We start from the raw sequence: 20,357 nt of genomic DNA, 5'->3' as shown, positions 1-20,357 counted from the left end.
AAAATATGATCTGATTCGTCAAGACCGTAGCTACAACAGCTACAGATTTTTCTGCAACCCATCTTGTTGCGCATGCAATCACCGGCTACGGTCCGGACCAGTCAAACATACATTTCAGCATTAGAGGTCGCCTTCGCGGAGAGGACCTGGTTTGGAGAACAGCTTCTCCAGGCCTTGCTTTCGCCGTGTGAAGACGATCGCGTAGGTACCGTCCCGGTCGATGACCGTCTGGGAGCCATGGGTCTTGGCAGCGTCCAGCACTTCCCGGATGCGCGCCTCGGCTTCGTCTCGCTGCCAGGTTTTCGTCATTTGCAATCTCTCTCGGGATGTCTGTCGGATGTGAACAAAGCCGCTCGGCGCGACGCTGCCTTCACATCAAACATTTGAAGCAAGCTCGAGCAAGCAGGACCCGCAATGACCGAACCTCCGCTTTTGCTAGACACCGACATTGTCAGCCTTTCGGGAAGAACGCGTCCCCCACCGGGCCTAAGATCCTGGCTCCTCCAGGTTGGGATTCACCGCCTCAACATCTGCTATCCCGTCATAACAGAATTGATGCGTGGCGCCCATTTAAAGCAGCGCGATGACCCCGTGCGAGCCTCCCGCATCATGGCGTGGGTCAACGACATCCTGACCACCGACTTTCCTATGCCGGAGATGAACACTGAGGTTGCCTACGTCTATGCTCAGATGACGTCGGTGCCATGCCTCAGAGAGATGTGGACAGTCCAACGCGGCGAAAGGGCGACGCGTATGGGCCATGACCTTATGATCGCTTCGGTCGCAATCACCCACGGCATGCCGATTGTGACTGGAAATGTCCGGGACTATCTGAAGATCCATCAATTGTTCCCCCTGCCCGGAGTTTATCAACCGATAGAATCACAGTGGCACGTGCCTGCCGAGACAGATTTCTTTCTCCCTCGGATCGACGAGATTGAGGATTGCCATGACGATGAACTGCTACCGACGCTGTAAGACAGTCTCATCTAAAGGAAGGTCTGTCGCGGCGGGTCCCAAGCTTCTCCGTGAATTTTTCGTTGAACCAGATCGGGGGTTCACCGCCGGTCTCCATTTCCTTCACAAACCATTCGTCCAGTCCGGCTCCGCGGATCATGCCGGTGGAATCGAACCAGACCGAGCGCAGAGGCGTTCGCATCAGAAGATCTCTGTGGAATCCGGTTGTCATGTGGGTGACCACCCCCTTCGTTCCCACGTGGAATTCGACGGTGCTGTCCGCGTAGTCGGCGTGGAACGTGACAGGCCCCACTCTCGTGAAACCATTGTCCCTTGCCCACCGCATTGCAAGCGCCGCTGTCGATGGCTTCTCGACAGGGATGGGGACGCTCACGGCATGACGGTAGACCGCGCGGCGAAAGTTGTCCGGGAACCATTTCGGCGCGGGGCTGCCCGACTTCATCGCACAAATGAAGAAGTCATCAAGACCCGCGCCTCTGAGCATCCCATGGCGATCCGTCCGCACCTGGTCGAAACTGAAGCTGGCGAGATCGCGCTTGCGGCTGAACTTGTGCGCCGAGGTGCAGCCTCTCCCCACGAGCAAAGCCACTCGCACCTTGTATCCGCCGTAGCCACTTTCATAGGTGCCGCTACTGACCATATTGAATCCACGGGCGAGCAGCCATTGACTGATTGTTTTGTTGTCCATGCCTCGATCCTCCGACAGGAGGTTCGGTGCAGGCGGTGCAAGCGACAAGGAGCGCTTAGTCGCCGCGAGAAACCAGAGAACACCACAAGAAACGCGCATTGCACGCTCAGCTAATACACCGAATATATACTTAGATTATCCTAAATTCGTCGTGCTTACGAACAATAACTTCTGTATTGATAACACGGAAATGCCGCATATCTATGTATAAAATAATATTTATACAACGGACTCATCATACCGCAGCAAAACTACTTGAAGTCGATAAAACAACGTGAATGTTCCGGATGAGTTCCGGGATTGGATAAAATCTTAGGGATCGGATTAACTTGGGCGATAACCATGTAACCATCTGATTTTGCTAGCTTTATTGTATTGTCAACCGATGCAGCCTCTTTTATATGTTCAGCGCGTTGATGGCATGGTGCCGTCATCACCAAGGAAAGAAGTCATGGCCTTTTCAGCCATATCGATAGCCAGGCGGGACGGCCGCCTCATAGCCATCTAGGGCATCGGCATGGTTTGCCGCTGCCCACGTGGCGCGGCCGTCCCTCTTCGTAACTGAAACGAAACCGGGGACATCAATGACTTCCACCTCCTCCTCCCTTCCTCCCTCCTGCAGGCGTCATGACGGCGCGGCCGACACGATCTCCGCCAGGGCATCCCGCCCCGCGAGCCATCTTGTCGGCCTTTCCAGCGGTTCTCGCTGATCTCCCTTCACTCCAGCCTTCTTTACGGCACGCGCATGCGCACCGTTGTCAACTCTTGCCCGACAGAAAGGGGCCTGCAATGAACTACCTTCCGTCCACCACCATCAGCCTGTCCGCCAAACTCGTGGACCTGTGCGGCGCCTACAAGGCATACCTTGAGGAGATCGATGCGGCGAATGCCCTCCGCGTCTACCAGGGTGAAAGCCTGATCCCGTATCCCACGTTCGAGGAATTCGTGGCCGACTGCACGGCGGCAGCGTCCATCCCGAATTACAAGTTCTCGGCCCGCCTCGACGAGCTCATTGCCATGACACTCGTCTTCGATGAAGGCGATCCGGATGATGGCCTCGACCTGGACAAGCTGCTTCCGCTCCCTGCGTTCGGCTTGTTGTCCGAGGACGAGGAAGCATCGGCCGCCGATGAAACCATGGCCCCGTGGGAAACCGAATTCGGCTCGTTCGTCTTCGGCAGCTCCGTCAAACACTAAGGGAGAGCAACGATGAACGCACGCATGCTGATCGAAACGTACCACTCCCTCCGCCACGGCTTCGACCCCTTCAAGGGGTCGGATGTCGTGACGACCTACGCCGAGGTGGACGACGTCTATATCGGAGGCATCATCACAACTTCGGAAAGAGACGCGGAAATATCTGTCGCCTGAGGAGGCAGCCGGCTTCGAAGTGACATGGTGCATGATGCCGTCCCCCGCGGACCGCGCCTTCTCCATGAAGTCGACCAGCTCCTGTCGTTTGGTTGCCGCCTATCCGGGGCGCAACACGTACCTCTACTTCGAGAGCCTGTTTGAATTCGAGTGCGCTCAGTACTTCTGGTCTCGCCTCGACGTCGTGGATGTGCAGACGCAGTACAGGGTCACCTACGTCGATGAAAACGGCGCACAAGAGCATTTCTTCGATCTTCGTGTTGTGTTCGCGAACGGAGAGATCGTCCTGTTCGCGTGCCGACCGAAGGATCGCGACCGTTCGGGAGAACTTGACCGCACCCTGCAGAACATTCGTAACCAAACTCTGCGTTTCCATGCGGATCGTTGCGAAATGCTCACGGAGGAGACGATCCCTGAAGCACTTGTTTACCGGGCGCGTGAAATTCTCCGCGCACGGAAGTTCTGCAACAGCGCCAACTGCACGCGGATCTTCAAGCTCCTGAAAGATATCGGAAATCCCGTCCGGGTCTTCCGCCTCCTTGAAGAATTCGGCGATGAAGGCGCCGGCTGGAACGCAATGTGGAACCTCATTGGCGACGGTCGGATCGAACACCTTGCGCCCGACGACAACAGCACACTGACCCACACGTCGTGGATCAGGCATGTGGAGTACGATGCATGAGCGAAGATGAAGTCCATTACACGACCTTCGGGTTCAGTGAGGACGATCGGGTTCGCATTTACGGCAAACCTTACCGCGTGAAGCCGAGGCCCGATGGCCTCGGCTACATCTTCACTGCAGTCGGCGGGAAGGAAAACGTCGGTCAGGAGGCGGATGTATTCCAACCCGAGCACCTCCAGATTTCCCGGATGGTGCACGAGCGCACGCTGAAGGTCGACCGGGACTGGTTCGCTGACGATAACTCCCTCAAGCGAGCAGAAGCCGCCGACAAGGAGGACCTGCCACCCTATGCCGCCAATCGGTATCTGATGGTCACGAAGTTCTTGGAGGGTTACCGCGGCGGGACATGGAAGAAGACAGAGGATAGCGCCGCAGAATTCTACAAGGCCTGGGATGCAATGTGGAAGAAGAAACGTGGCGGCACGCCCAAGGACGATTGGGATCCTCTGGTGCGGGTCACACCGCGCCAGTTCCTCCGTCACGTGGAGCGCTTCGAGCTGTGCAGCAAAAACCCATTCTCACTGGTCCGGAACTACAGAGGCAAATCGCTTCACAAGCCCACGTTCGACGAGGACGTCCGCCAGATCGCCTACGACTACATGGCCCAGATTCCCAGCGCGAAGCGGCCGGAGGCGTCGGACTACTACGAAAAATTCGTCCAGGATCCACGCATCTCTCCGCTCCCCCCAGAAAAGGTGCCGTCTCTGCGCACATTCCAGCGGTGGGCGGAGAAGCGCCTTGCGGACCTGCATCTGGCAATTGCCCACAAGGGATTGGACGTCGCCAAGGACGAGTTCCAGATGACGGGCGCGGGCCAACGGCGATACAAGCCGCTTGAGCGCATCGAAATCGATGAGACTAAACTCGATGTGATGAAGCTACTCGAAGGCACGCGGCTCGATGGCATGCTGGACGAGGGAACCAAGAAAAAGATCAGGGCCATGCGATTCTGGGCATCTGTGGCCATCGACGTGGGCACGAAGAGTATCCTCGCGCTGCGGCTCCTGGACTCTGATCCCGGCGGTCGCTCCGGCCTCGCCACCCTCGCCATGGCGGTGTCTCCGAAAGATGGGGTCGCACTATTCGCGGGAAGTGAGTCCCCATGGCCACAGGCGGGCGTGCCCGAAACCGTAGCAACGGACTCCGGAGCTGCCTTCAACCAGCGCGACTTCCATATGGCGGTGGTTGCTCTTTGTGGCACTCATCTGATCCCTCCAGTCAGAAATGCCCGGCTTCGCGGAACGGTCGAGCGATACTTCCGAACACAGAACCAGAGATACATGCATCTCTTCAGCGGCCGGACCTTTGGGAACCCGATCGCGCGCGGCGCCTACGATTCTGAAGGGAACGCCGCCCTGAATTTTGAGGAGTTCGCCCGCCTGCTCGTCAGGCTCATCGTGGATGCCTACCACAATACGCCGCACGAGGGTCTCAACAATATGACTCCCTTGCAAGCATGGACAGTAATGACCAGGAAGTACGAGGTCCTTCAGATTTCGGAGGAGCAGGAACGGATCTTCGATGTGACTGTCAGAAACCAAAAGATCGGACGTCACGGGGTGAAATTTCTTGGGATCCCCTATTTCGACAGAAAGCTTCAAAAGATCGTCGGCAACTACAGGAACGGCAGGGTCAACTTTCGGGTCAACCCTTGGGATCTGAGCTACATCCGTATCGAGACTGCAGACGGCGGCGGCTACTTCACTTTGAAAACCCCGATTCCCGGGTTCACGGGCGTGTCGGTCACGCACTGGCAGACGGCCAAGCGGTGGATGGATGCGAGGTTCTCTGCGGAGAGGCAGAATGACCTCGCGATTGTCAGGAGAGCCCTCCGGGAGACTGAGCACGACATCAAGGTTGCCGAGGAGAGGAACAACGTCGCCTCCCACAACGTCACAGAGGAGGATCTTCTGCAGGCGAACCGGACCTTGTTCAAAAACCACCTCTTTCAACCGAAGGCCAACCAGGACTGGGGAGGCTACGTTCCGGCCGAAGTCGATGACACCCCCTCCGATGTTCTGCCCATGCCGATCCCGCGGAGCCCGCAGAACATTCTCGGCCCCAGCACGACAGCCCCTCTCGATCCTGATCGATTTGCGAAGGCGCGTCGAGAGGACAACGGGGACGGCGGCAGACAGCGGCCTGCCCGGAAGCGAGTTTCGCGTCCGCATAAGCCCGAAGCTGGCGAGCAGGACGCGCCCGCCGAGTTCAAGCCAGCGCAACGCAAGCGGTTGTTCAATCCGGACTGGAAGGTGGACGAGAAATGAGGGACCTCGGCATGGATGACTTCGCCAACAGCGGCCCGAAAGGGGCAAAGGCGCTGGATCCGAAGAACCAGCGCATCTTCGACCTCATGGCGCGAGTGCGCAGCACCTACTTCAAGACGAAGAACGACGACGAACTGCTAGTGAAGCTGCGGCGCATCGAACGCGGCATCCAGGATGGCCGCGAGCCCGGCCACGCACTCATCGTCATGGGCGAATCCGGCGCCGGCAAGAGCACGATCGTGGAGAAGGCGCTCAAATCGCTTGCCACTCTCAAGGACTATGACGACGGCTACGGCAATGAGATGCGTCCGATCCTCTACGTGATCGCCCCGCCTTCGTGCACCATGACTGACCTCGCCGCGGAAATCCTGGAGCGCCTCGGATATGAGAGCGCCTCCATCGGTCGAGGTGCATCGGTCTACCACAAGCTCCAGCGTAGCCTGAAGAACTACGGCGTTCGCCTGCTTGTCATCGATGAGTTCCAGCATGTCCTGGAGGCCCCAAAGATCAAGGGACCCGCCTACGTCACCAATACCATGAAGAACATGCTGCAGGACAAATCATGGCCGGTCCACCTCGTGCTGGTTGGCTTGCCGGAAATCGAAGCCGTAGTTGATCGGGATCCCGCAGAGCAGATGGAGCGACGAACGGACCCCTTAACGTTGGCAAATCTCAGCTTCAAGGAAGATGGCGAATACGTGGAGTGGATCGTGAATACGCTCGTCGAGGATCGGGCGGGATTGCGGATGTCGTCCGATCAGCCTCACGAATTCGTCGAACGGCTCATGCATGGGGCGCGGAGCCGCTTCGGCCTCATCATGCATCTCATTACCTACGCGATCGAAGATGCCCTCGAGGCGGGACACGACGAAGTCTCTACCGAGAACTGGATCGAGGCCTACGCGCGCTTGGCAAAAAGCAAAGGAACCGATGACAACGTCTTCGCGGAACCCGCTTGGCGCAGCATCATTCGTCCGGTCAACCGAGATGGCAGTCTCGGTCCAGTTGCGCCCATCAAATCGCCAAAAAAGGGACGGAAGTGATGCGGCTCTTTAACGTGCCGTTGATGGAGGACGAGAGCCTGACAAGCTTCACCTCTCGGTTCGCCTGGGCAAATGCCAGGACGGCGATGGAGTTCTGCCAGGACTTCGGTTTTTCCTTCAGGTCGGTTATCGCAGGGAACGACGACGCGATCACGAGACTGTCCGAGCTTTCGGGCATCGAGCTTGGATCGCTCGGTGCCGCCGCGGTGAAGCGCTGCGGCGAGAAGACAGTATGGGTCGCGGGCGAAGAGACCCCTTTCATGTTCTACATGCGCGGGGTGCTAAAGTTCTGCCCGGCGTGCTTTGCCGAGGACGAGCTGCGCCACGACATCAAGCCCCGGTCGAGGAAGTATATCAGGAAGTCGTGGTATTCGCGTTTCATTAGGACCTGCCCTGTTCATTGCCTGTCTCTGGCATCTGCGGGAACGCACGGTCAGCCGGACCATATTCATGATCTGTGCTGGTCGCTCGACTATCTCAGGCGCGAGGTCGCAGTGGCGAGCCGGGAAGTCGTGGAGCAGTCATTCACCGAATTCGAGGAGTACGTGATAGGAAGGCTGCGTGGCGGCAAACCGGGAAACGACTTTCTCGACCCGCTACCTTTGTTCGTTGCCGGGGACGTATGCGAGCTTGCGGGTATGGTCGCGCTCCACGGCAAAGACGTGACGATCTCGGACAAATCCGACCGCCAACGCTGGGAAGCGGGAGCGAAGGGTTTCGAAATCTTCAAGGTCGGAACCGCCGGACTGCACCGCTTCATCGATGATCTCTATCGTCAGCACGACAGCGTGCGAGCCAGTCACGGCGGCAACGAGCTGTTCGGCAAGTTCCATGAGATCCTGGCGAACAAGAAAGCTGACCCCGCCTACGAGCCTGTGAAGGATGCGGTCAGATCCTATGCATTCGAGAACCTACCGCTGACCGACACCACCATCCTTTTCGGCAAAGGCGGCGATGCCAAGTTCATCAGCTTGAATTCGATCCACAAGCGATATGGCGTTCCGGATCGGCTTCTCAGGAAGTATCTGATGACAACCGGAGGCATCAGCACCCTCCCCGGCACCGACGTTCCCGCAATCGCGGCAGCGGATGTCGAAAGGCTTGTCGCCCTCCTGAACGACCTTGTCCGCGCCACCGAGGCTGCAAAGATGCTCGGTGTCACCATCTCCGCGTTCAACCTTCTCGTCGGCAATGGACTCGTCTCAGTAGCCGTCCCCAAGGATGAAGACGCCGAGATGTCGGAGAGATATTCCCGACGTGCTTTAGATGAGTTCCGAGACTCGCTGCTGGCGAAGGCGAACACCACAGATGTCAACGGTCTCATGTCTATCAAGGCCGTCAGCCGTTCGCTGCGTGCGACACTGATCTCCATCCTCCACGCTCTCATCCGAGGAGACCTGAAATCCGTCGGGATCGACAGCACCAAGTCAGGGATCATGTCGTTGCTGCTTGCCGTCGACGAGGTTGAGACAGCGCTCACGCCAGCGAGATCGACAGAACCCGAAGAGGATCACCTCACGGTGATAGACCTGAGTACGCTGCTTCAAGCCTCTCCAAACTCGATCTACAAGTTCATCGCCAGGGGGCTGATTGAGACCGGAACCATTCGGAATGCCGTGACGAACATTCCCCAGCGAGTGATCGCGCCAGAGGTGGCCGGCGCGTTTCAGAAGCGGTACGTCAGTCTAGCTGAATGTTGCCGCCGCTCGGGACTCCACTCCGCCGCCGTCAGGCACATTTGCATGGCAGCCGGATTGGAACGGGCCTTCCCTCGGGAAGAACTAAGGGAGGTCTTCTACCTGAGGGTGGAGGCAGAGCTGGCTCTGAGCGGTGCCGTGCCCGAGTGGAATCGGAGCGAAGGTGCGCTATCCCAAGGTCATTGAAAGCTGACGCTCGGCAATGATCCTGACCGCACCCGCGGCGTAGCCGACGGCGACCCGCATGCCGCTATCACGGACGAGGACTGGATCCCCGGTAGCAGTGTCGTCTTCGGTTCTCCCGAGGCCTCATCGTGACCGACGCAGACAAGGGGCGGCTGGAGAGGACGATTGCGGCGACTCGCTAGTTTCCCTTCAGGCTTCTGGTTGCCTGGGCCACCAAAACGTCGAGTTCTTCCTTGGAAACGGTAGCTTTCACGGTCCCAACGAACGGCATCGTCACTACAAAGCGTTCATTCAGCGGCTCGACCACGCGCCTGTTCCGATCACGCAGATTCTCGAGCGTGGTATCGCTTATGTGACCGCTTATCCCAAACATGGAGACGCTCGAAACCTGTCCGTCCGGAGTATCGAAGACGGGACCAATTTCTATCGGTCTGGCGGGCTGCACCTGTGTTTCGCCTTCTGGACGAGCAACGGCGCCTGCTGCTATGGCCTCTTCGGCGAGTGTCCTAATCACTGACTTCGACGAAGGCTCGGCAAAAATCTTCTGCAACGCTTTCGTCAGAGTGGCTTTGGATTCACAGCGCTTCAGCCGCATGTCCCCAAGGTGATACGCCTCCACGGCTACCGGATAGCCTCCGTCAGCCGAGCGTATGATAAGGAACTCGTAGGCCTTGCTCGGCTGATCCACGGGTTCAATATAGAGCGACCAGGCGCGAGCGGGTCGAAATGACCGATCGCGCACTCGTCCGACAACCAATCCGCCCGTGATCGCGGCAAGCCCGAGGGCTTGAATTTCCAGGATCGTTTCGATCGCGTTTGGAGTTGAACCCGGCATCCCCGCCAAGAGATCGTTGGGCCAGAGATTTTCCATTTTTCCCGCCTCCTAGATTGCGAGTGAGATAGTTATAGGCAGGTGGTCTGAGAAGCGAGCGTCGATTCCCCCGCGAGATGTGAGCAGGTTGGAGGCACCTGCCATCGTCATTACCCGTGCCGACCCCGAAACGACACGATCGATAAGCTCAGGTCGGACCAACACCTGATCATACAGATGCCAGAAGATCGCGCTGTTGTCGTAACGTCTGTAGAACGAGCCAGGCTGCTGATCCGTACGTCGGCTTCCGAGTATCTCCCACATCGGATTGAAAAAGTAATTGTGCTTTTTGGCACGCACTGTGCGTGTCCCTCGCGCCGCAGTTCTACAGGCAGCAGCATTGAGCGTAGTGGGATCGATCATGCCCGGACTATAGGGCGGCATGTTGAAATCTCCGATAGCGATCGTGGCCGAGTTGGATCGCAGAATCTCCCGATCCTTGACAGCCTCGCGAAGCTCACGTGCCACCCCCGCCTGTAGCATCGATGCGTTGTCTGAATTGACGGGCGACATCAAATGGACAAACCACAACTCGTAGGGCGAGATCTCATTCTGACCGTTTACCCTGCTCACTGTCGTAGGGAGGCACCCGCAGGTCTCGCCTGAGAATGAAAGCGTTCCCTTATTGATGGTGCCCAAGGTTATAAACCGCCCGGACAGGGACTTTTCACACCACCATTGGTGCCCCGGGGCCTGAAGGTTTAGTTGCTGCTCCAACTGATTTCTATCAAGGGGACCCGGCTCACCCAGGCAAAGAAGGACGTCGCCGTCGGGACCTGATAGATTCTGGTCCCCAGCGAGAGCCGCCGCGAGCGCCACGACGCCTTGCATAACATCTGCGCCGCGCGCTTGATGAACATTCCAAAAGGCAATTGCCAGCATCCGACTCGATGATCCCACCACCCACTTGGGCAAGATATATCGCTATAGTTGCAACACAAAGTTAATCCGCTCGCATGACCGGAATGGGAACTAAGGCGCATCACAAAATCCTCCTCAGCGTCCGTGGGCATAATCAGCCACTCCGCGTTTGGGGTACTTCTTTCTCCTTCCTATCAACTGGTGACATTCCCAGTGGCGCAGTGACATTTCCAATGGCGCGACTGAGATTCTGCGGCGCTGGATTCGTTTATTTATTAGGAAATATCAATGTAAAACCTAGTGGCGCGGCACAATTATTGCTGCCGCCGCCGTTGATAACGACGCTGTGGAATTTTCGAAAGCCCAAGGGTCACACCTTGGGCTTTCGTCGTCCTCAGTAATGAGGATAAGGTTCGAAGCTCCCGGAAATACCAAAGCCGAGGTGATGGCGGGCACGCAGGTCCCGCCATGTTCCCGCAGATTTGGAGTGCCCGTGCCCACCCCTGTTCTCGACATCATCCCGAACGAACCATCCGCCGACGACCTCCGTGCGATCGTGGCATCCCTGAACGTCTACAACGATGCCAACAGCGGCATGGCCGACCAGCCCGGCTTTGCGATCGTCATCCGCGATCCGGAAACGCTGGTGGCGGTCGGCGGGCTTTATGCCGTCGATGGCTATGGCTGGGCCTTCGTCCGCTATCTGGCAATCCCTGGACAGTATCGCGGGCTCGGGCTCGGCCGGCGGCTCATGGAAGAGGCGGAGAAGGTCGCCAGGGCGCGCGGCTATATCGGCATGTGGCTCGACACCTTCGAATTCCAGGCGCGGCCCTTCTATGAAAAGCTCGGTTTCGAGCTCTTCGGCGAACTGGAGGGCGGGCCCGGCGCTATCCCGCGCTATTTTCTAAAGAAACGTTTTTGACGGGGGCGCGTGGCTGCGCCGATCCGATGGGTCGCGCTCGCGGCAGGCTCAGCCATCCTCGTGGCCGCCTTTTTTCTGCAGCAGCCGCGCCTTGTGGTGGGGGCAATATTTCCCTTTCGTCTTGGCCGCGCAGAAAAGGTAGGGTCCGCCGCTGTTGATCGGCCAGATGCACTCGCCGGGTAAAAGTTCTTCCAGGCGCTTGGCGAAGGGCAGTCGCTCGGCGTCGTATTGCGTTCCTGGGACGAACTCTCTTTCCAACCTGGTCATCGCTTCCGCGTCCGCGAGCTCCGATCAGCCGGGAAGCAGCGTCACGATCATTATCGTCGAGACGACTGCCAGTGCAGCGACGAGCGCGATCAGTTCGATCATCAGGAAACGCTGAATATCGCGACGCATGGTTACTTCCTCCACGCTTTTGCGGGCAGAAAGGAAACGCTCCACGGCTCCAGAAGTTCAAAATCGCGGCAACACCCGCGCTTGCTTCGCGCTCCGGCGGGTCAGAGAAAAACGAAGCAGGCGGTCGTGAAAACGGATAGACTGGCGGCTTCCGATATCGCAAGTTGCGGCGATGTGAGAAAGTCGAATCGGAGAGCCCATGCCCCTCAAATGCCTGATCGCCGCCGCCTTGGCGGTTGCCGTTCTGTCGGGATGCACCAGCACCGGTGCCAACAACACGACCTATGCGCAATGGTACGGCCCGAACCCCGTTCCCGATTTCGGCGCGTCGAGCCCCGGCGGGGTGCGCGTCAGCTACTGAGCGCATCAAGGCCGGGTTTCGCTCTGCAGCATGTCTTCCGGACCGGCCTTGATTTTAAGGGTAAAGACAGGCAGCAATTAAGAACGGCAATTAAACTTTGCGCCCCAAATTGTCGTTGCGGACGCTTTTCTCGCCCTCGTCCCTGTGCTCGTCACAGGGAGCCAGCAGCGCCGTGTCTATGGCGCGGAGGGCCCTTTTTCGCCCAAGGACTTGGGCTTGCTGGATTCCTGTGCGAGCACAGGAATAGGGAGCCTTGACGCATAGGGGCGCGCCGTGGGTAAAGCCGGGGCCGGATCAGCTTGTTAAAGGCGACCTGTTGCAGCGCTTAAGATCGCAAGGAATGGCGCCGCTCCAAGCGACGGAGAATCAATGTGGGGCGACGATGCCCCGGTAGTAGTCCCCGTCCCCGCCGACATAGCGGGGTCCCGTTTGCGAGCACGCCGCAAGCGTTGCGAGTGCGAGCAACAATATGATTTTGCGCATGGGCCTCGTACCTGTTCCTGCTACCTGTCGCCTTGAATCGACCTCGATTTTAAGGCAAAAGGCATGCGGCAATTCAAAGTGTTACAGCGACCTGTGCGCGTCCGATAAGACGCGCGGCGCTGTAGCGGATTGACGATCATTGATATTCCGCCATTCGCGCAGGATCAATTCCTCTGACGGCGATTGCACCCGTCAGAGTTCGGAAGCGATCGCCCCCAAGCCACGAGTTCCATTTTCATTTGAGCGGGGCCTGCCCCAGCGATATCCGTTGCGGCTCATCTGCCTCGGGCGCGACCGGGCGGTATTCTCAGAACGGCGTCGGTGGCACGATGCCCGTATAATATTCCCCCTGGCCGGCATAGTAGCGATCGGCTACGGACCGGCTCGTTTGCGAGATGGGCGTCGCCGTTTGCGAGCAGGCGCAAAGAGCAGAGATCGCCAGCAACAATACGAACGCGCGCATAGACCTTCGTCCTTTCCCTGACTGAGGTTCCCCGATGCACTTGTATCGGCAGAGGACTGCGTCATTCCCCTTCATTGCCTCGGCAATTGTACATGGCGCTCAACCGTCGGCATACAAAATTACTTGTGATTGCGCGAAAATGCCGCGCGACCATCCGTTTACACTGCAGGTTGTTTTCGATCTACTTCTTTAGGTCAGCGATTTGTACCGCTTTCGCAGTATGGCCCGGCCCAAATGGTTAGTATTTGCCTAAAATCCGAGCTCCCGGTTTCACCCGGCCGCAAGCGAAATCTGGCACAGGAAGGGGTATCGTGATCCAGGGCAAAACGGATGACCCAGGTCGTTACCATTTCCGCCACGACGGCGGCCTATGCGGCGGAGGCGTTGAAGCCATCTGCCCGCGTGAGCGGCGTCGGCCCGGCCGACGAGGCGATCACGCTGCTGTCGGTCCGCCGGCAAGGGGAGGCTGTGGCCGCTCCGGCAGCGATCCCGAAAACAAGAAGCGGCACCCTGCCGGCCTCCCTGATGCTCATCAGCGCCGACCTTCGCCTGCCGCAGGAGACCGAGATCGAGACCCTGCGCCGCTATCTTGAATATATGCGCGACGAGGAGAGCGACGGGCAAAGGGAAGAACAGCAGGAGGAGCAGCCCGCCGAAGGTGGCCACGAAGAAAGCGGCGAGATCGCCGCGATGCTCGACCGGTTCATTCGGGGAGAGTGAGCCGGTCGAGGCGGTTCCAGGCGATGATCGGCTCCGCTGCCGCTGCGTTAGAGTGCCGGCTGCTTACTTGTGCTCGTGGCCGGCGGCGGCGCCGACCGGCAACACGTAATCGACCTTTCCGGCCTTCTCGAAAGTCAGCGTCACCGGCACGGCATCGCCCTCGGCAAAGGGCTTCTCCACCTCCATGAACATCAGGTGCAGGCCGCCGCTCGTCAATTCAACGGTTTCGCCGGCGGGAATCGCGATTCCGCCCTCGATCTTGCGCATCTTCATGACGTCGTTTTCCATGATCATGTCATGCAACTCGACGCGGCCGGCAGCCGGGCTTTCGACCGCAAGCAGCCGGTCGTCGGCGCTGCCGCCGTTTCTGACGACGAAGCCTCCGCCGCCGACCTCGGCGCCCGGAAGCATGGCCTTGACCGCTCCTCCGGAGATTTCCAGGTCGCCGAGTTTCACCGGGCCGGTCGCCTGCTCAACCGGCCCGCCAAGGCCGGCATGGGCGCCGCCGCTCGTTGCGGGCGTGACGGTGATGGTGGGCGCCGGGTTTTCCAGCGAATGGGGATCCTCGCCATCGGCCGGCACCTGGTCCCAGACGACGAAGCCATCGGTGCCGCAAAGCTGCGTCGTCGGGAAGGCGAGAACCGTTTCCTTTTCGAAGCCGGAGAGTTTGCCGCGGACGACGAAGGTGTCGTAGTGTTCGTCCGGCAGATTGCCGCCTTTCCAGCGGATCTCCACCGGGCCGGACGAGACCTTCGTTCCATGATTGTCGTAGGTTTTCTGGTACGCGCCCTCGATGATTTCGAGTTCCCAGCCGGGCTTCGGCTGCGGCTTGGCAAAGACGAAGCCTTCCGGCAGCTTCATCCGCACCTCCGTCGTCGCCTTGCCGTCGCAGCCGTGCGGCACCTGCAGGACGGCCTTGAAGGTCGTTTCCGCCGGGGCGCGATCGCTTTCGAACGTCGCATGCGCATGGGCGATGCCGGCGGCGGCGAGCGCGAAACCTGCGGTGATGAGGGGTCGTCTGATCTTGGTCATATCGTAATCTCCGGACCACGTGCCTTTGGTCAGCACCTTGGGCTATCGTGGTCAATGCCGCCTCGGCGGCGGATGAAAATTGGGTGATGTCAGAGAGTTACGACAGGAGCGGGGGACCGCGCGAAGGCGGCAACAGACGTGGCGGCTGAAGCGTTGCCGCGGCCTCGACGATCGGCGCCTTTGCCAGCCAGCGGCCGTTGCCGACAGGCAGGCTCGCGTCGGGCGGTGTCGGCAGGAGGATCGAGGCGGCCAGCCGGCAGGCTTCGCAGACGGGTGCGAGAGGTGCCTTGTCGCGACCCCTATCATGGTCGACCCCGTCGGTACCGAAGCAGATGTCGGCAAACGTCCCGTCGGGAAGACGGTAATCGGCGGCAATCGCCGGATTTGGCGATTTGGCAAGAACCGGCTTATGAGCGAAGGACAGCAAAACGAGTGCAAAGGCTGCGAGCAGCCGCACCGCAATAGTCCATTTTTTCCCACGCCCGATCATCGTCGCCTCGTTGCCTCATCCTGGTTACCCACAACCGGCGGCAATTGCAAAGGCCTAATTGCCGCAGCCGGCGGTCGCCGATGATGAAGCGACGGCGACAAAAATATGTTTGGCCGCGACATAGCCCCTTGCCAAAATCGGGGCTTCGCCGTTATCTGGAATCGACCTTGTTGGGAGAAACCGGTTCGATCCGGTGCCGAAGGAGCAACCGCCCCGGAAACTCTCAGGCCAAAGGACCAGCAAGGTGCCGGTAGGACTCTGGAGAGAAGCGCTCGCGCTCGCCGAAGGGATAACAATCTCAGGCAAACGGACAGAGGGGGCTCGAATTTGTCGGCGTTCTCACGCCGGTAGTGTGAGCCGGCGCGAGAATGCGCCAGACCTGGAGGCCGGACTTGGAAGACCTTTCCCATCTGAAGCACACGCCGCTGCACGCGCTGCACCTTTCGCTCGGTGCGCGCATGGTGCCCTTCGCGGGCTATGAAATGCCGGTCCAATATCCCGAAGGCGTGCTGAAGGAACACCTGCATACCCGCAACGCGGCCGGTCTTTTCGACGTCTCGCACATGGGGCAGATCGTCATTCGCCCGAAATCCGGAAGCGTTGCGGACGCGGCGCTGGCGCTCGAGCGGCTGGTGCCGGTCGACGTGCTCGGCCTTCAGGAAGGCCGTCAGCGCTATGGGCTGTTCACCAACGCCGAAGGCGGCATCCTCGACGACCTGATGATCGCCAATCGCGGCGACCACCTGTTCCTCGTCGTCAACGCCGCCTGCAAGGATGCCGATTTCGCGCATTTGAGGAACGGTCTCGGCGAGAGCTGCGACGTCATGATGCTCCCCGACCGCGCCCTGATCGCGCTGCAGGGGCCCCGCGCCGAAGCCGTGCTTTGCGAGCTTTGGGCCGATGTCGCCTCGATGCGCTTCATGGACGTGGCCGAAGCCGATCTCCACGACGTGACCTGCATCATCTCGCGCTCCGGCTACACCGGCGAGGACGGCTTCGAGATTTCCGTTCCCGCCGATTCGGCCGTCGATGTGGCGGAACGGCTTCTGGAGCACCCGGACGTGATGCCGATCGGGCTCGGCGCACGCGATTCGCTGCGCCTCGAGGCTGGGCTTTGTCTCTACGGCAACGACATCGATACGGGCACGACGCCGATCGAAGCCTCGCTCGAATGGGCAATCCAGAAGAGCCGCCGCGCCGGCGGCGATCGCGCCGGCGGCTTTCCGGGCGCCGATCGGATCCTCGCCGAGCTCGCCAATGGCGTCGCGCGACGTCGTGTCGGGCTGAGGCCGGAGGGCCGCGCGCCGGTGCGCGGCGGCGCCAGGCTCTTTGCCGATGCGGAAGGCAAGACGCCTGCTGGCACCGTTACTTCCGGCGGTTTCGGGCCGAGCGTCGATGGCCCCATCGCCATGGGCTATGTCGACGCCGCGCATGCGGAAAACGGCACCCGTCTTTTTGCGGAGGTGCGCGGCAAATACCTGCCGGTCGCCGCCTCCACCCTGCCCTTCGTCAAACAAACCTACAAACGCTGACCAGGAGAAGCGCGTATGCTGAAATTCACCGAAGAACACGAGTGGCTGAAGATCGAGGGCGACATCGCCACCGTCGGTATTACCGGACATGCGGCGGGCCAACTCGGCGATCTCGTCTTCGTGGAACTGCCGGAAGCCGGCGCCACCTTCTCCAAGGGCGACTCGGCCGCGACCGTCGAATCGGTCAAGGCGGCTTCCGACGTCTATTGTCCGCTCGACGGCGAGGTGGTCGAGGTCAACCAGGCGATCGTCGACGATCCCGCCCTCGTCAACAGCGATCCGCAGGGCGCCGCCTGGTTCTTCAAGCTCAAGCTCGCCGATCCCAGCGCCGCCAACGCGCTTCTCGACGAAGCGGCCTACAAGGAGCTTATCGGCTGATGAGCATGCCCAAGGATTTCACCTTCACCGACTACAAACCTTACGACTTCGCCAATCGAAGGCATATCGGCCCCTCGCCGTCCGAGATGGAGGAGATGCTGAAGGTCGTCGGCTATCCGAGCCTCGACGCGCTGATCGACGACACCGTGCCGCCATCGATCCGGCAGAGGACGCCGCTTGCCTGGGGCGTGCCGATGACGGAACGCGAAGCCCTCGACAAGCTGCGCGAGACGGCGAACCGTAACCAGAAGCTCGTCTCGCTGATCGGCCAGGGCTATTACGGAACCATCACGCCGCCCGTCATCCAGCGCAACATCCTGGAAAATCCCGCCTGGTACACGGCCTATACGCCCTATCAGCCGGAAATCAGCCAGGGCCGGCTCGAAGCGCTGCTCAACTACCAGACGATGGTCTGCGATCTGACCGGCCTCGACGTCGCGAACGCCTCGCTGCTCGACGAGGCGACGGCAGCGGCGGAAGCCATGGCCATGGCCGAGCGCGTCGCGAAATCCAAGGCAAGGACCTTCTTCGTCGACGAGAACTGCCATCCCCAGACGATCGCGCTCCTGAAGACCCGCGCAGCACCGCTCGACTGGCAGGTTGTCGTCGGCGATCCCTTCGAGGATCTGGATGCGGCAGGCGTCTTCGGGGCGATCTTCCAGTATCCCGGCACCTACGGCCATGTTCGCGACTTCTCGGGCGTGATCGCCAAGCTGCACGAACAGGGCGCGATCGCCGCCGTCGCCGCCGATCCGCTGGCGTTGGCGCTCCTCAAATCGCCCGGCGAAATGGGCGCCGACATCGCCGTCGGCTCGACCCAGCGCTTCGGCGTGCCGGTCGGCTATGGCGGCCCGCATGCCGCCTACATGGCCGTGAAGGATGCCTACAAGCGCTCGATGCCGGGGCGCCTCGTCGGCGTATCGGTCGATGCGCGCGGCAACCGCGCCTATCGCCTTTCGCTGCAGACGCGCGAACAGCACATCCGCCGCGAGAAGGCGACCTCCAACATCTGCACCGCGCAGGTGCTGCTCGCGGTGATGGCGTCGATGTATGCGGTCTTCCACGGGCCGCAGGGCATCAAGGCGATCGCCCAGAGCGTGCACCAGAAGACGGTGCGTCTCGCCATGGGCCTCGAACAACTCGGCTATACGGTCGAGCCGGACGTTTTCTTCGACACGATCACCGTCGAAGTCGGCAAGCTGCAGGGCATCATCCTCAAGGCGGCGGTCGCCGAAGAGGTCAACCTTCGCAAGATCGGCTCGACCAAGATCGGCATCAGCCTGGACGAGCGCTCCCGCCCCGTCACGCTCGAAGCCGTCTGGCGGGCCTTCGGCGGCGATTTCAAGGTGGAGGAATTCGAGCCGGGCTACCGGCTGCCGGAGACGCTGCTCAGGACCAGCGACTATCTCACCCATCCGATCTTCCACATGAACCGCGCCGAAAGCGAGATGACGCGCTACATGCGCCGCCTCGCCGACCGCGACCTGGCGCTCGACCGCGCCATGATCCCGCTCGGTTCCTGCACGATGAAGCTCAACGCCACGGCGGAGATGCTGCCGATCACCTGGCCGGAATTCTCGGAGATTCACCCCTTCGCGCCCGCCGACCAGGCGCTCGGCTATCGGCACATGATCGAGGATCTGTCGCAGAAGCTCTGCGCGATCACCGGCTATGACGCGATCTCGATGCAGCCGAACTCCGGTGCGCAGGGCGAATATGCCGGGCTGCTCGCCATTCGCGCCTATCACATCGCCAACGGCAACGGCCATCGCGATGTCTGCCTCATCCCGACCTCGGCGCACGGCACCAACCCGGCTTCGGCGCAAATGGCCGGCATGAAGGTCGTGGTGGTCAAGGTGAGCGATCTCGGCGAAATCGACATGGACGATTTCCGTGCCAAGGCCGAGCAGCATGCGGACACGCTTTCCTGCTGCATGATCACCTATCCCTCGACCCATGGCGTGTTCGAGGAAAATGTGCGCGAGCTCTGCGAGATCGTCCACAGGCATGGCGGCCAGGTCTACATGGACGGCGCCAACATGAACGCCATGGTCGGGCTTGCCCGTCCCGGCGACATCGGCTCGGACGTCAGCCACCTGAACCTGCACAAGACCTTCTGCATCCCGCATGGCGGCGGCGGTCCCGGCATGGGCCCGATCGGCGTCAAGGCGCATCTCGCCCCCTTCCTTCCAGGCCATCCGGAGGCGGACCGGCATGAAGGCGCGGTGTCCGCCGCTCCCTTCGGTTCCGCCTCGGTCCTGCCGATCTCCTGGAGCTACTGCCTGATGATGGGCGGCGAAGGCCTCACCCAGGCGACCAAGGTGGCGATCCTGAACGCCAACTACGTCGCCGCCCGCCTTGAGGGCGCATACGGCGTGCTCTACAAGTCGGCCAAGGGTCGGGTCGCGCACGAATGCATCATCGACACGCGTCCACTCGCCGAAAGCGCCGGCGTAACGGTTGACGATATCGCCAAGCGCCTGATCGACTGCGGCTTCCACGCTCCGACCATGAGCTGGCCGGCCGCCGGGACGCTGATGATCGAGCCGACGGAATCGGAAACAAAGGCCGAACTCGACCGCTTCTGCGATGCGATGCTGGCGATCCGCGAGGAGGCCCGCGCCATCGAGGAAGGCCGGATGGACAAGGTCAACAACCCGCTGAAGAATGCCCCGCATACGGTCGAGGATCTCGTCGGCGACTGGAACCGCCCCTATTCGCGCGAGCAGGCCTGCTTCCCGCCCGGTGCCTTCCGGGTCGACAAATACTGGTCGCCCGTCAACCGCGTCGACAATGTCTACGGCGACCGCCATCTCGTCTGCACCTGCCCGCCGATCGAAAGCTACGCGGAAGCGGCTGAGTAATGCGCAAGTCAAGCAGCTTTTTGAGTTGGATCGAAGGTTTGCCTGGTTCGGAGCATTGTCCACAGGACGGTG

At 60.3% G+C, this 20,357-nt stretch carries 20 protein-coding genes and 1 riboswitch; of the genes, 13 read left to right on the top strand and 7 right to left on the bottom strand.

Translation table 11 applies throughout. The annotated features are described in order from the left end of the window. Positions 1-120: 120 nt before the first annotated feature. Complete coding sequence (locus tag ATB98_RS06075; RefSeq protein ID WP_064842674.1) at positions 121-309, bottom strand: hypothetical protein; 189 nt, start codon at positions 307-309, stop codon at positions 121-123. A gap of 105 nt (positions 310-414) precedes the next feature. Between ATB98_RS06075 and ATB98_RS06070 the strand changes: the two genes are divergently transcribed. Then, positions 415-978 carry a PIN domain-containing protein gene (locus ATB98_RS06070; protein WP_066870569.1) on the top strand — a complete coding sequence of 188 codons (564 nt, stop codon included), beginning with the start codon at positions 415-417 and terminating at the stop codon, positions 976-978. A gap of 7 nt (positions 979-985) precedes the next feature. Here the strand turns inward: ATB98_RS06070 and ATB98_RS06065 are convergent, their stop codons facing one another. Continuing rightward, positions 986-1,666 (bottom strand): hypothetical protein, encoded by a 681-nt coding sequence (locus ATB98_RS06065; protein ID WP_066870566.1) that lies wholly within the window; start codon positions 1,664-1,666, stop codon positions 986-988. 789 nt (positions 1,667-2,455) lie between these two features. Here ATB98_RS06065 and ATB98_RS06060 point away from each other — a divergent pair. The 6 genes from ATB98_RS06060 to ATB98_RS06040 all read left to right on the top strand — a co-directional run bounded on the left by ATB98_RS06060 (position 2,456) and on the right by ATB98_RS06040 (position 8,912). Beyond that, on the top strand, positions 2,456-2,863 hold the full coding sequence (locus tag ATB98_RS06060) for a hypothetical protein (RefSeq protein WP_066870563.1): 408 nt from the start codon (positions 2,456-2,458) through the stop codon (positions 2,861-2,863). Between the two features lie 12 nt (positions 2,864-2,875). Beyond that, positions 2,876-3,037: a hypothetical protein gene (locus tag ATB98_RS28780; protein ID WP_153435773.1), complete on the top strand. Its 162-nt coding sequence runs from the start codon at positions 2,876-2,878 to the stop codon at positions 3,035-3,037. A 64-nt stretch (positions 3,038-3,101) separates the two neighbouring features. Beyond that, positions 3,102-3,719 carry a hypothetical protein gene (locus tag ATB98_RS06055; RefSeq protein ID WP_153435772.1) on the top strand — a complete coding sequence of 206 codons (618 nt, stop codon included), beginning with the start codon at positions 3,102-3,104 and terminating at the stop codon, positions 3,717-3,719. Next, on the top strand, positions 3,716-5,986 hold the full coding sequence (locus ATB98_RS06050; RefSeq protein WP_066870557.1) for a Mu transposase C-terminal domain-containing protein: 2,271 nt from the start codon (positions 3,716-3,718) through the stop codon (positions 5,984-5,986). Before ATB98_RS06055 ends, ATB98_RS06050 begins: the two co-directional genes overlap by 4 nt. A gap of 11 nt (positions 5,987-5,997) precedes the next feature. After that, on the top strand, positions 5,998-7,029 hold the full coding sequence (locus ATB98_RS06045) for a TniB family NTP-binding protein (RefSeq protein ID WP_167354057.1): 1,032 nt from the start codon (positions 5,998-6,000) through the stop codon (positions 7,027-7,029). Next, a complete protein-coding gene (locus ATB98_RS06040) occupies positions 7,029-8,912 on the top strand; it encodes a TniQ family protein (protein WP_066870550.1) in 1,884 nt (627 codons plus the stop codon). The genes ATB98_RS06045 and ATB98_RS06040 overlap by 1 nt, the downstream gene beginning before the upstream one ends. Positions 8,913-9,090: 178 nt before the next feature. Here the strand turns inward: ATB98_RS06040 and ATB98_RS06035 are convergent, their stop codons facing one another. Both ATB98_RS06035 and ATB98_RS06030 read right to left on the bottom strand, forming a co-directional pair. Next, positions 9,091-9,783, bottom strand: coding sequence for a hypothetical protein (locus ATB98_RS06035; RefSeq protein WP_066870547.1), 693 nt, complete (start codon positions 9,781-9,783; stop codon positions 9,091-9,093). A 12-nt stretch (positions 9,784-9,795) separates the two neighbouring features. Further along, positions 9,796-10,665 carry an endonuclease/exonuclease/phosphatase family protein gene (locus ATB98_RS06030; RefSeq protein WP_153435771.1) on the bottom strand — a complete coding sequence of 290 codons (870 nt, stop codon included), beginning with the start codon at positions 10,663-10,665 and terminating at the stop codon, positions 9,796-9,798. Between the two features lie 472 nt (positions 10,666-11,137). Here ATB98_RS06030 and ATB98_RS06025 point away from each other — a divergent pair, with 472 nt between their 5' ends. Next, positions 11,138-11,566, top strand: a complete 429-nt coding sequence (locus tag ATB98_RS06025; protein ID WP_167354056.1) for a GNAT family N-acetyltransferase — start codon at positions 11,138-11,140, stop codon at positions 11,564-11,566. 48 nt (positions 11,567-11,614) lie between these two features. Here ATB98_RS06025 and ATB98_RS06020 read toward each other — a convergent pair whose 3' ends face one another. Further along, complete coding sequence (locus ATB98_RS06020) at positions 11,615-11,833, bottom strand: GcrA cell cycle regulator (protein ID WP_066870538.1); 219 nt, start codon at positions 11,831-11,833, stop codon at positions 11,615-11,617. 328 nt (positions 11,834-12,161) lie between these two features. On the opposite strand from ATB98_RS06020, the gene ATB98_RS28775 reads away from it, so the two are divergent. Further along, positions 12,162-12,323 (top strand): hypothetical protein, encoded by a 162-nt coding sequence (locus tag ATB98_RS28775; RefSeq protein WP_153435770.1) that lies wholly within the window; start codon positions 12,162-12,164, stop codon positions 12,321-12,323. Between the two features lie 1,276 nt (positions 12,324-13,599). Further along, the gene (locus tag ATB98_RS06015; RefSeq protein WP_066870535.1) at positions 13,600-13,989 is read left to right on the top strand and encodes a hypothetical protein; all 390 of its coding nucleotides are present in this window, start codon (positions 13,600-13,602) and stop codon (positions 13,987-13,989) included. A gap of 63 nt (positions 13,990-14,052) precedes the next feature. Here ATB98_RS06015 and ATB98_RS06010 read toward each other — a convergent pair whose 3' ends face one another. Beyond that, positions 14,053-15,021 (bottom strand): DUF1775 domain-containing protein, encoded by a 969-nt coding sequence (locus ATB98_RS06010; RefSeq protein WP_066870532.1) that lies wholly within the window; start codon positions 15,019-15,021, stop codon positions 14,053-14,055. A 97-nt stretch (positions 15,022-15,118) separates the two neighbouring features. Beyond that, positions 15,119-15,511 carry a hypothetical protein gene (locus ATB98_RS06005; protein ID WP_066870529.1) on the bottom strand — a complete coding sequence of 131 codons (393 nt, stop codon included), beginning with the start codon at positions 15,509-15,511 and terminating at the stop codon, positions 15,119-15,121. A gap of 161 nt (positions 15,512-15,672) precedes the next feature. Continuing rightward, a riboswitch (glycine riboswitch) is annotated at positions 15,673-15,760 on the top strand. Positions 15,761-15,903: 143 nt separating this feature from the next. Between ATB98_RS06005 and gcvT the strand changes: the two genes are divergently transcribed. From gcvT to gcvP, 3 genes are read left to right on the top strand one after another with little or no spacing between them, the layout of a single operon-like run. Then, positions 15,904-17,043, top strand: coding sequence for a glycine cleavage system aminomethyltransferase GcvT (gcvT, locus tag ATB98_RS06000; RefSeq protein ID WP_066870526.1), 1,140 nt, complete (start codon positions 15,904-15,906; stop codon positions 17,041-17,043). A 15-nt stretch (positions 17,044-17,058) separates the two neighbouring features. Next, entirely contained in the window at positions 17,059-17,421 is a 363-nt protein-coding gene (gene gcvH, locus ATB98_RS05995) for a glycine cleavage system protein GcvH (protein ID WP_066870522.1), read from the top strand. Then, the gene (gene gcvP / locus ATB98_RS05990) at positions 17,421-20,285 is read left to right on the top strand and encodes an aminomethyl-transferring glycine dehydrogenase (protein ID WP_066870518.1); all 2,865 of its coding nucleotides are present in this window, start codon (positions 17,421-17,423) and stop codon (positions 20,283-20,285) included. Before gcvH ends, gcvP begins: the two co-directional genes overlap by 1 nt. Positions 20,286-20,357 lie beyond the last annotated feature (72 nt).

The organism is Sinorhizobium saheli (genome assembly GCF_001651875.1).
Taxonomy (GTDB): Bacteria; Pseudomonadota; Alphaproteobacteria; order Rhizobiales; family Rhizobiaceae; genus Sinorhizobium; species Sinorhizobium saheli.
This window is presented reverse-complemented; position numbering and strand designations above follow the sequence as displayed.

Bases quoted from the DNA above. Each gene is read 5' to 3' on its own strand.
- ATB98_RS06035 (WP_066870547.1), bottom strand. From the start codon at position 9,783: ATGGAAAATCTCTGGCCCAACGATCTCTTGGCGGGGATGCCGGGTTCA.
- ATB98_RS06010 (WP_066870532.1), bottom strand. From the start codon at position 15,021: ATGACCAAGATCAGACGACCCCTCATCACCGCAGGTTTCGCGCTCGCC.
- ATB98_RS06050 (WP_066870557.1), top strand. From the start codon at position 3,716: ATGAGCGAAGATGAAGTCCATTACACGACCTTCGGGTTCAGTGAGGAC.
- ATB98_RS06055 (WP_153435772.1), top strand. From the start codon at position 3,102: ATGAAGTCGACCAGCTCCTGTCGTTTGGTTGCCGCCTATCCGGGGCGC.
- ATB98_RS06040 (WP_066870550.1), top strand. From the start codon at position 7,029: ATGCGGCTCTTTAACGTGCCGTTGATGGAGGACGAGAGCCTGACAAGC.
- ATB98_RS06060 (WP_066870563.1), top strand. From the start codon at position 2,456: ATGAACTACCTTCCGTCCACCACCATCAGCCTGTCCGCCAAACTCGTG.
- ATB98_RS06045 (WP_167354057.1), top strand. From the start codon at position 5,998: ATGGATGACTTCGCCAACAGCGGCCCGAAAGGGGCAAAGGCGCTGGAT.
- gcvP (WP_066870518.1), top strand. From the start codon at position 17,421: ATGAGCATGCCCAAGGATTTCACCTTCACCGACTACAAACCTTACGAC.
- ATB98_RS06015 (WP_066870535.1), top strand. From the start codon at position 13,600: ATGACCCAGGTCGTTACCATTTCCGCCACGACGGCGGCCTATGCGGCG.
- ATB98_RS06070 (WP_066870569.1), top strand. From the start codon at position 415: ATGACCGAACCTCCGCTTTTGCTAGACACCGACATTGTCAGCCTTTCG.
- ATB98_RS06065 (WP_066870566.1), bottom strand. From the start codon at position 1,666: ATGGACAACAAAACAATCAGTCAATGGCTGCTCGCCCGTGGATTCAAT.
- ATB98_RS06005 (WP_066870529.1), bottom strand. From the start codon at position 15,511: ATGATCGGGCGTGGGAAAAAATGGACTATTGCGGTGCGGCTGCTCGCA.
- ATB98_RS06075 (WP_064842674.1), bottom strand. From the start codon at position 309: ATGACGAAAACCTGGCAGCGAGACGAAGCCGAGGCGCGCATCCGGGAA.
- ATB98_RS06030 (WP_153435771.1), bottom strand. From the start codon at position 10,665: ATGCTGGCAATTGCCTTTTGGAATGTTCATCAAGCGCGCGGCGCAGAT.
- ATB98_RS28775 (WP_153435770.1), top strand. From the start codon at position 12,162: ATGCCCCTCAAATGCCTGATCGCCGCCGCCTTGGCGGTTGCCGTTCTG.
- gcvH (WP_066870522.1), top strand. From the start codon at position 17,059: ATGCTGAAATTCACCGAAGAACACGAGTGGCTGAAGATCGAGGGCGAC.
- ATB98_RS06020 (WP_066870538.1), bottom strand. From the start codon at position 11,833: ATGACCAGGTTGGAAAGAGAGTTCGTCCCAGGAACGCAATACGACGCC.
- ATB98_RS28780 (WP_153435773.1), top strand. From the start codon at position 2,876: ATGAACGCACGCATGCTGATCGAAACGTACCACTCCCTCCGCCACGGC.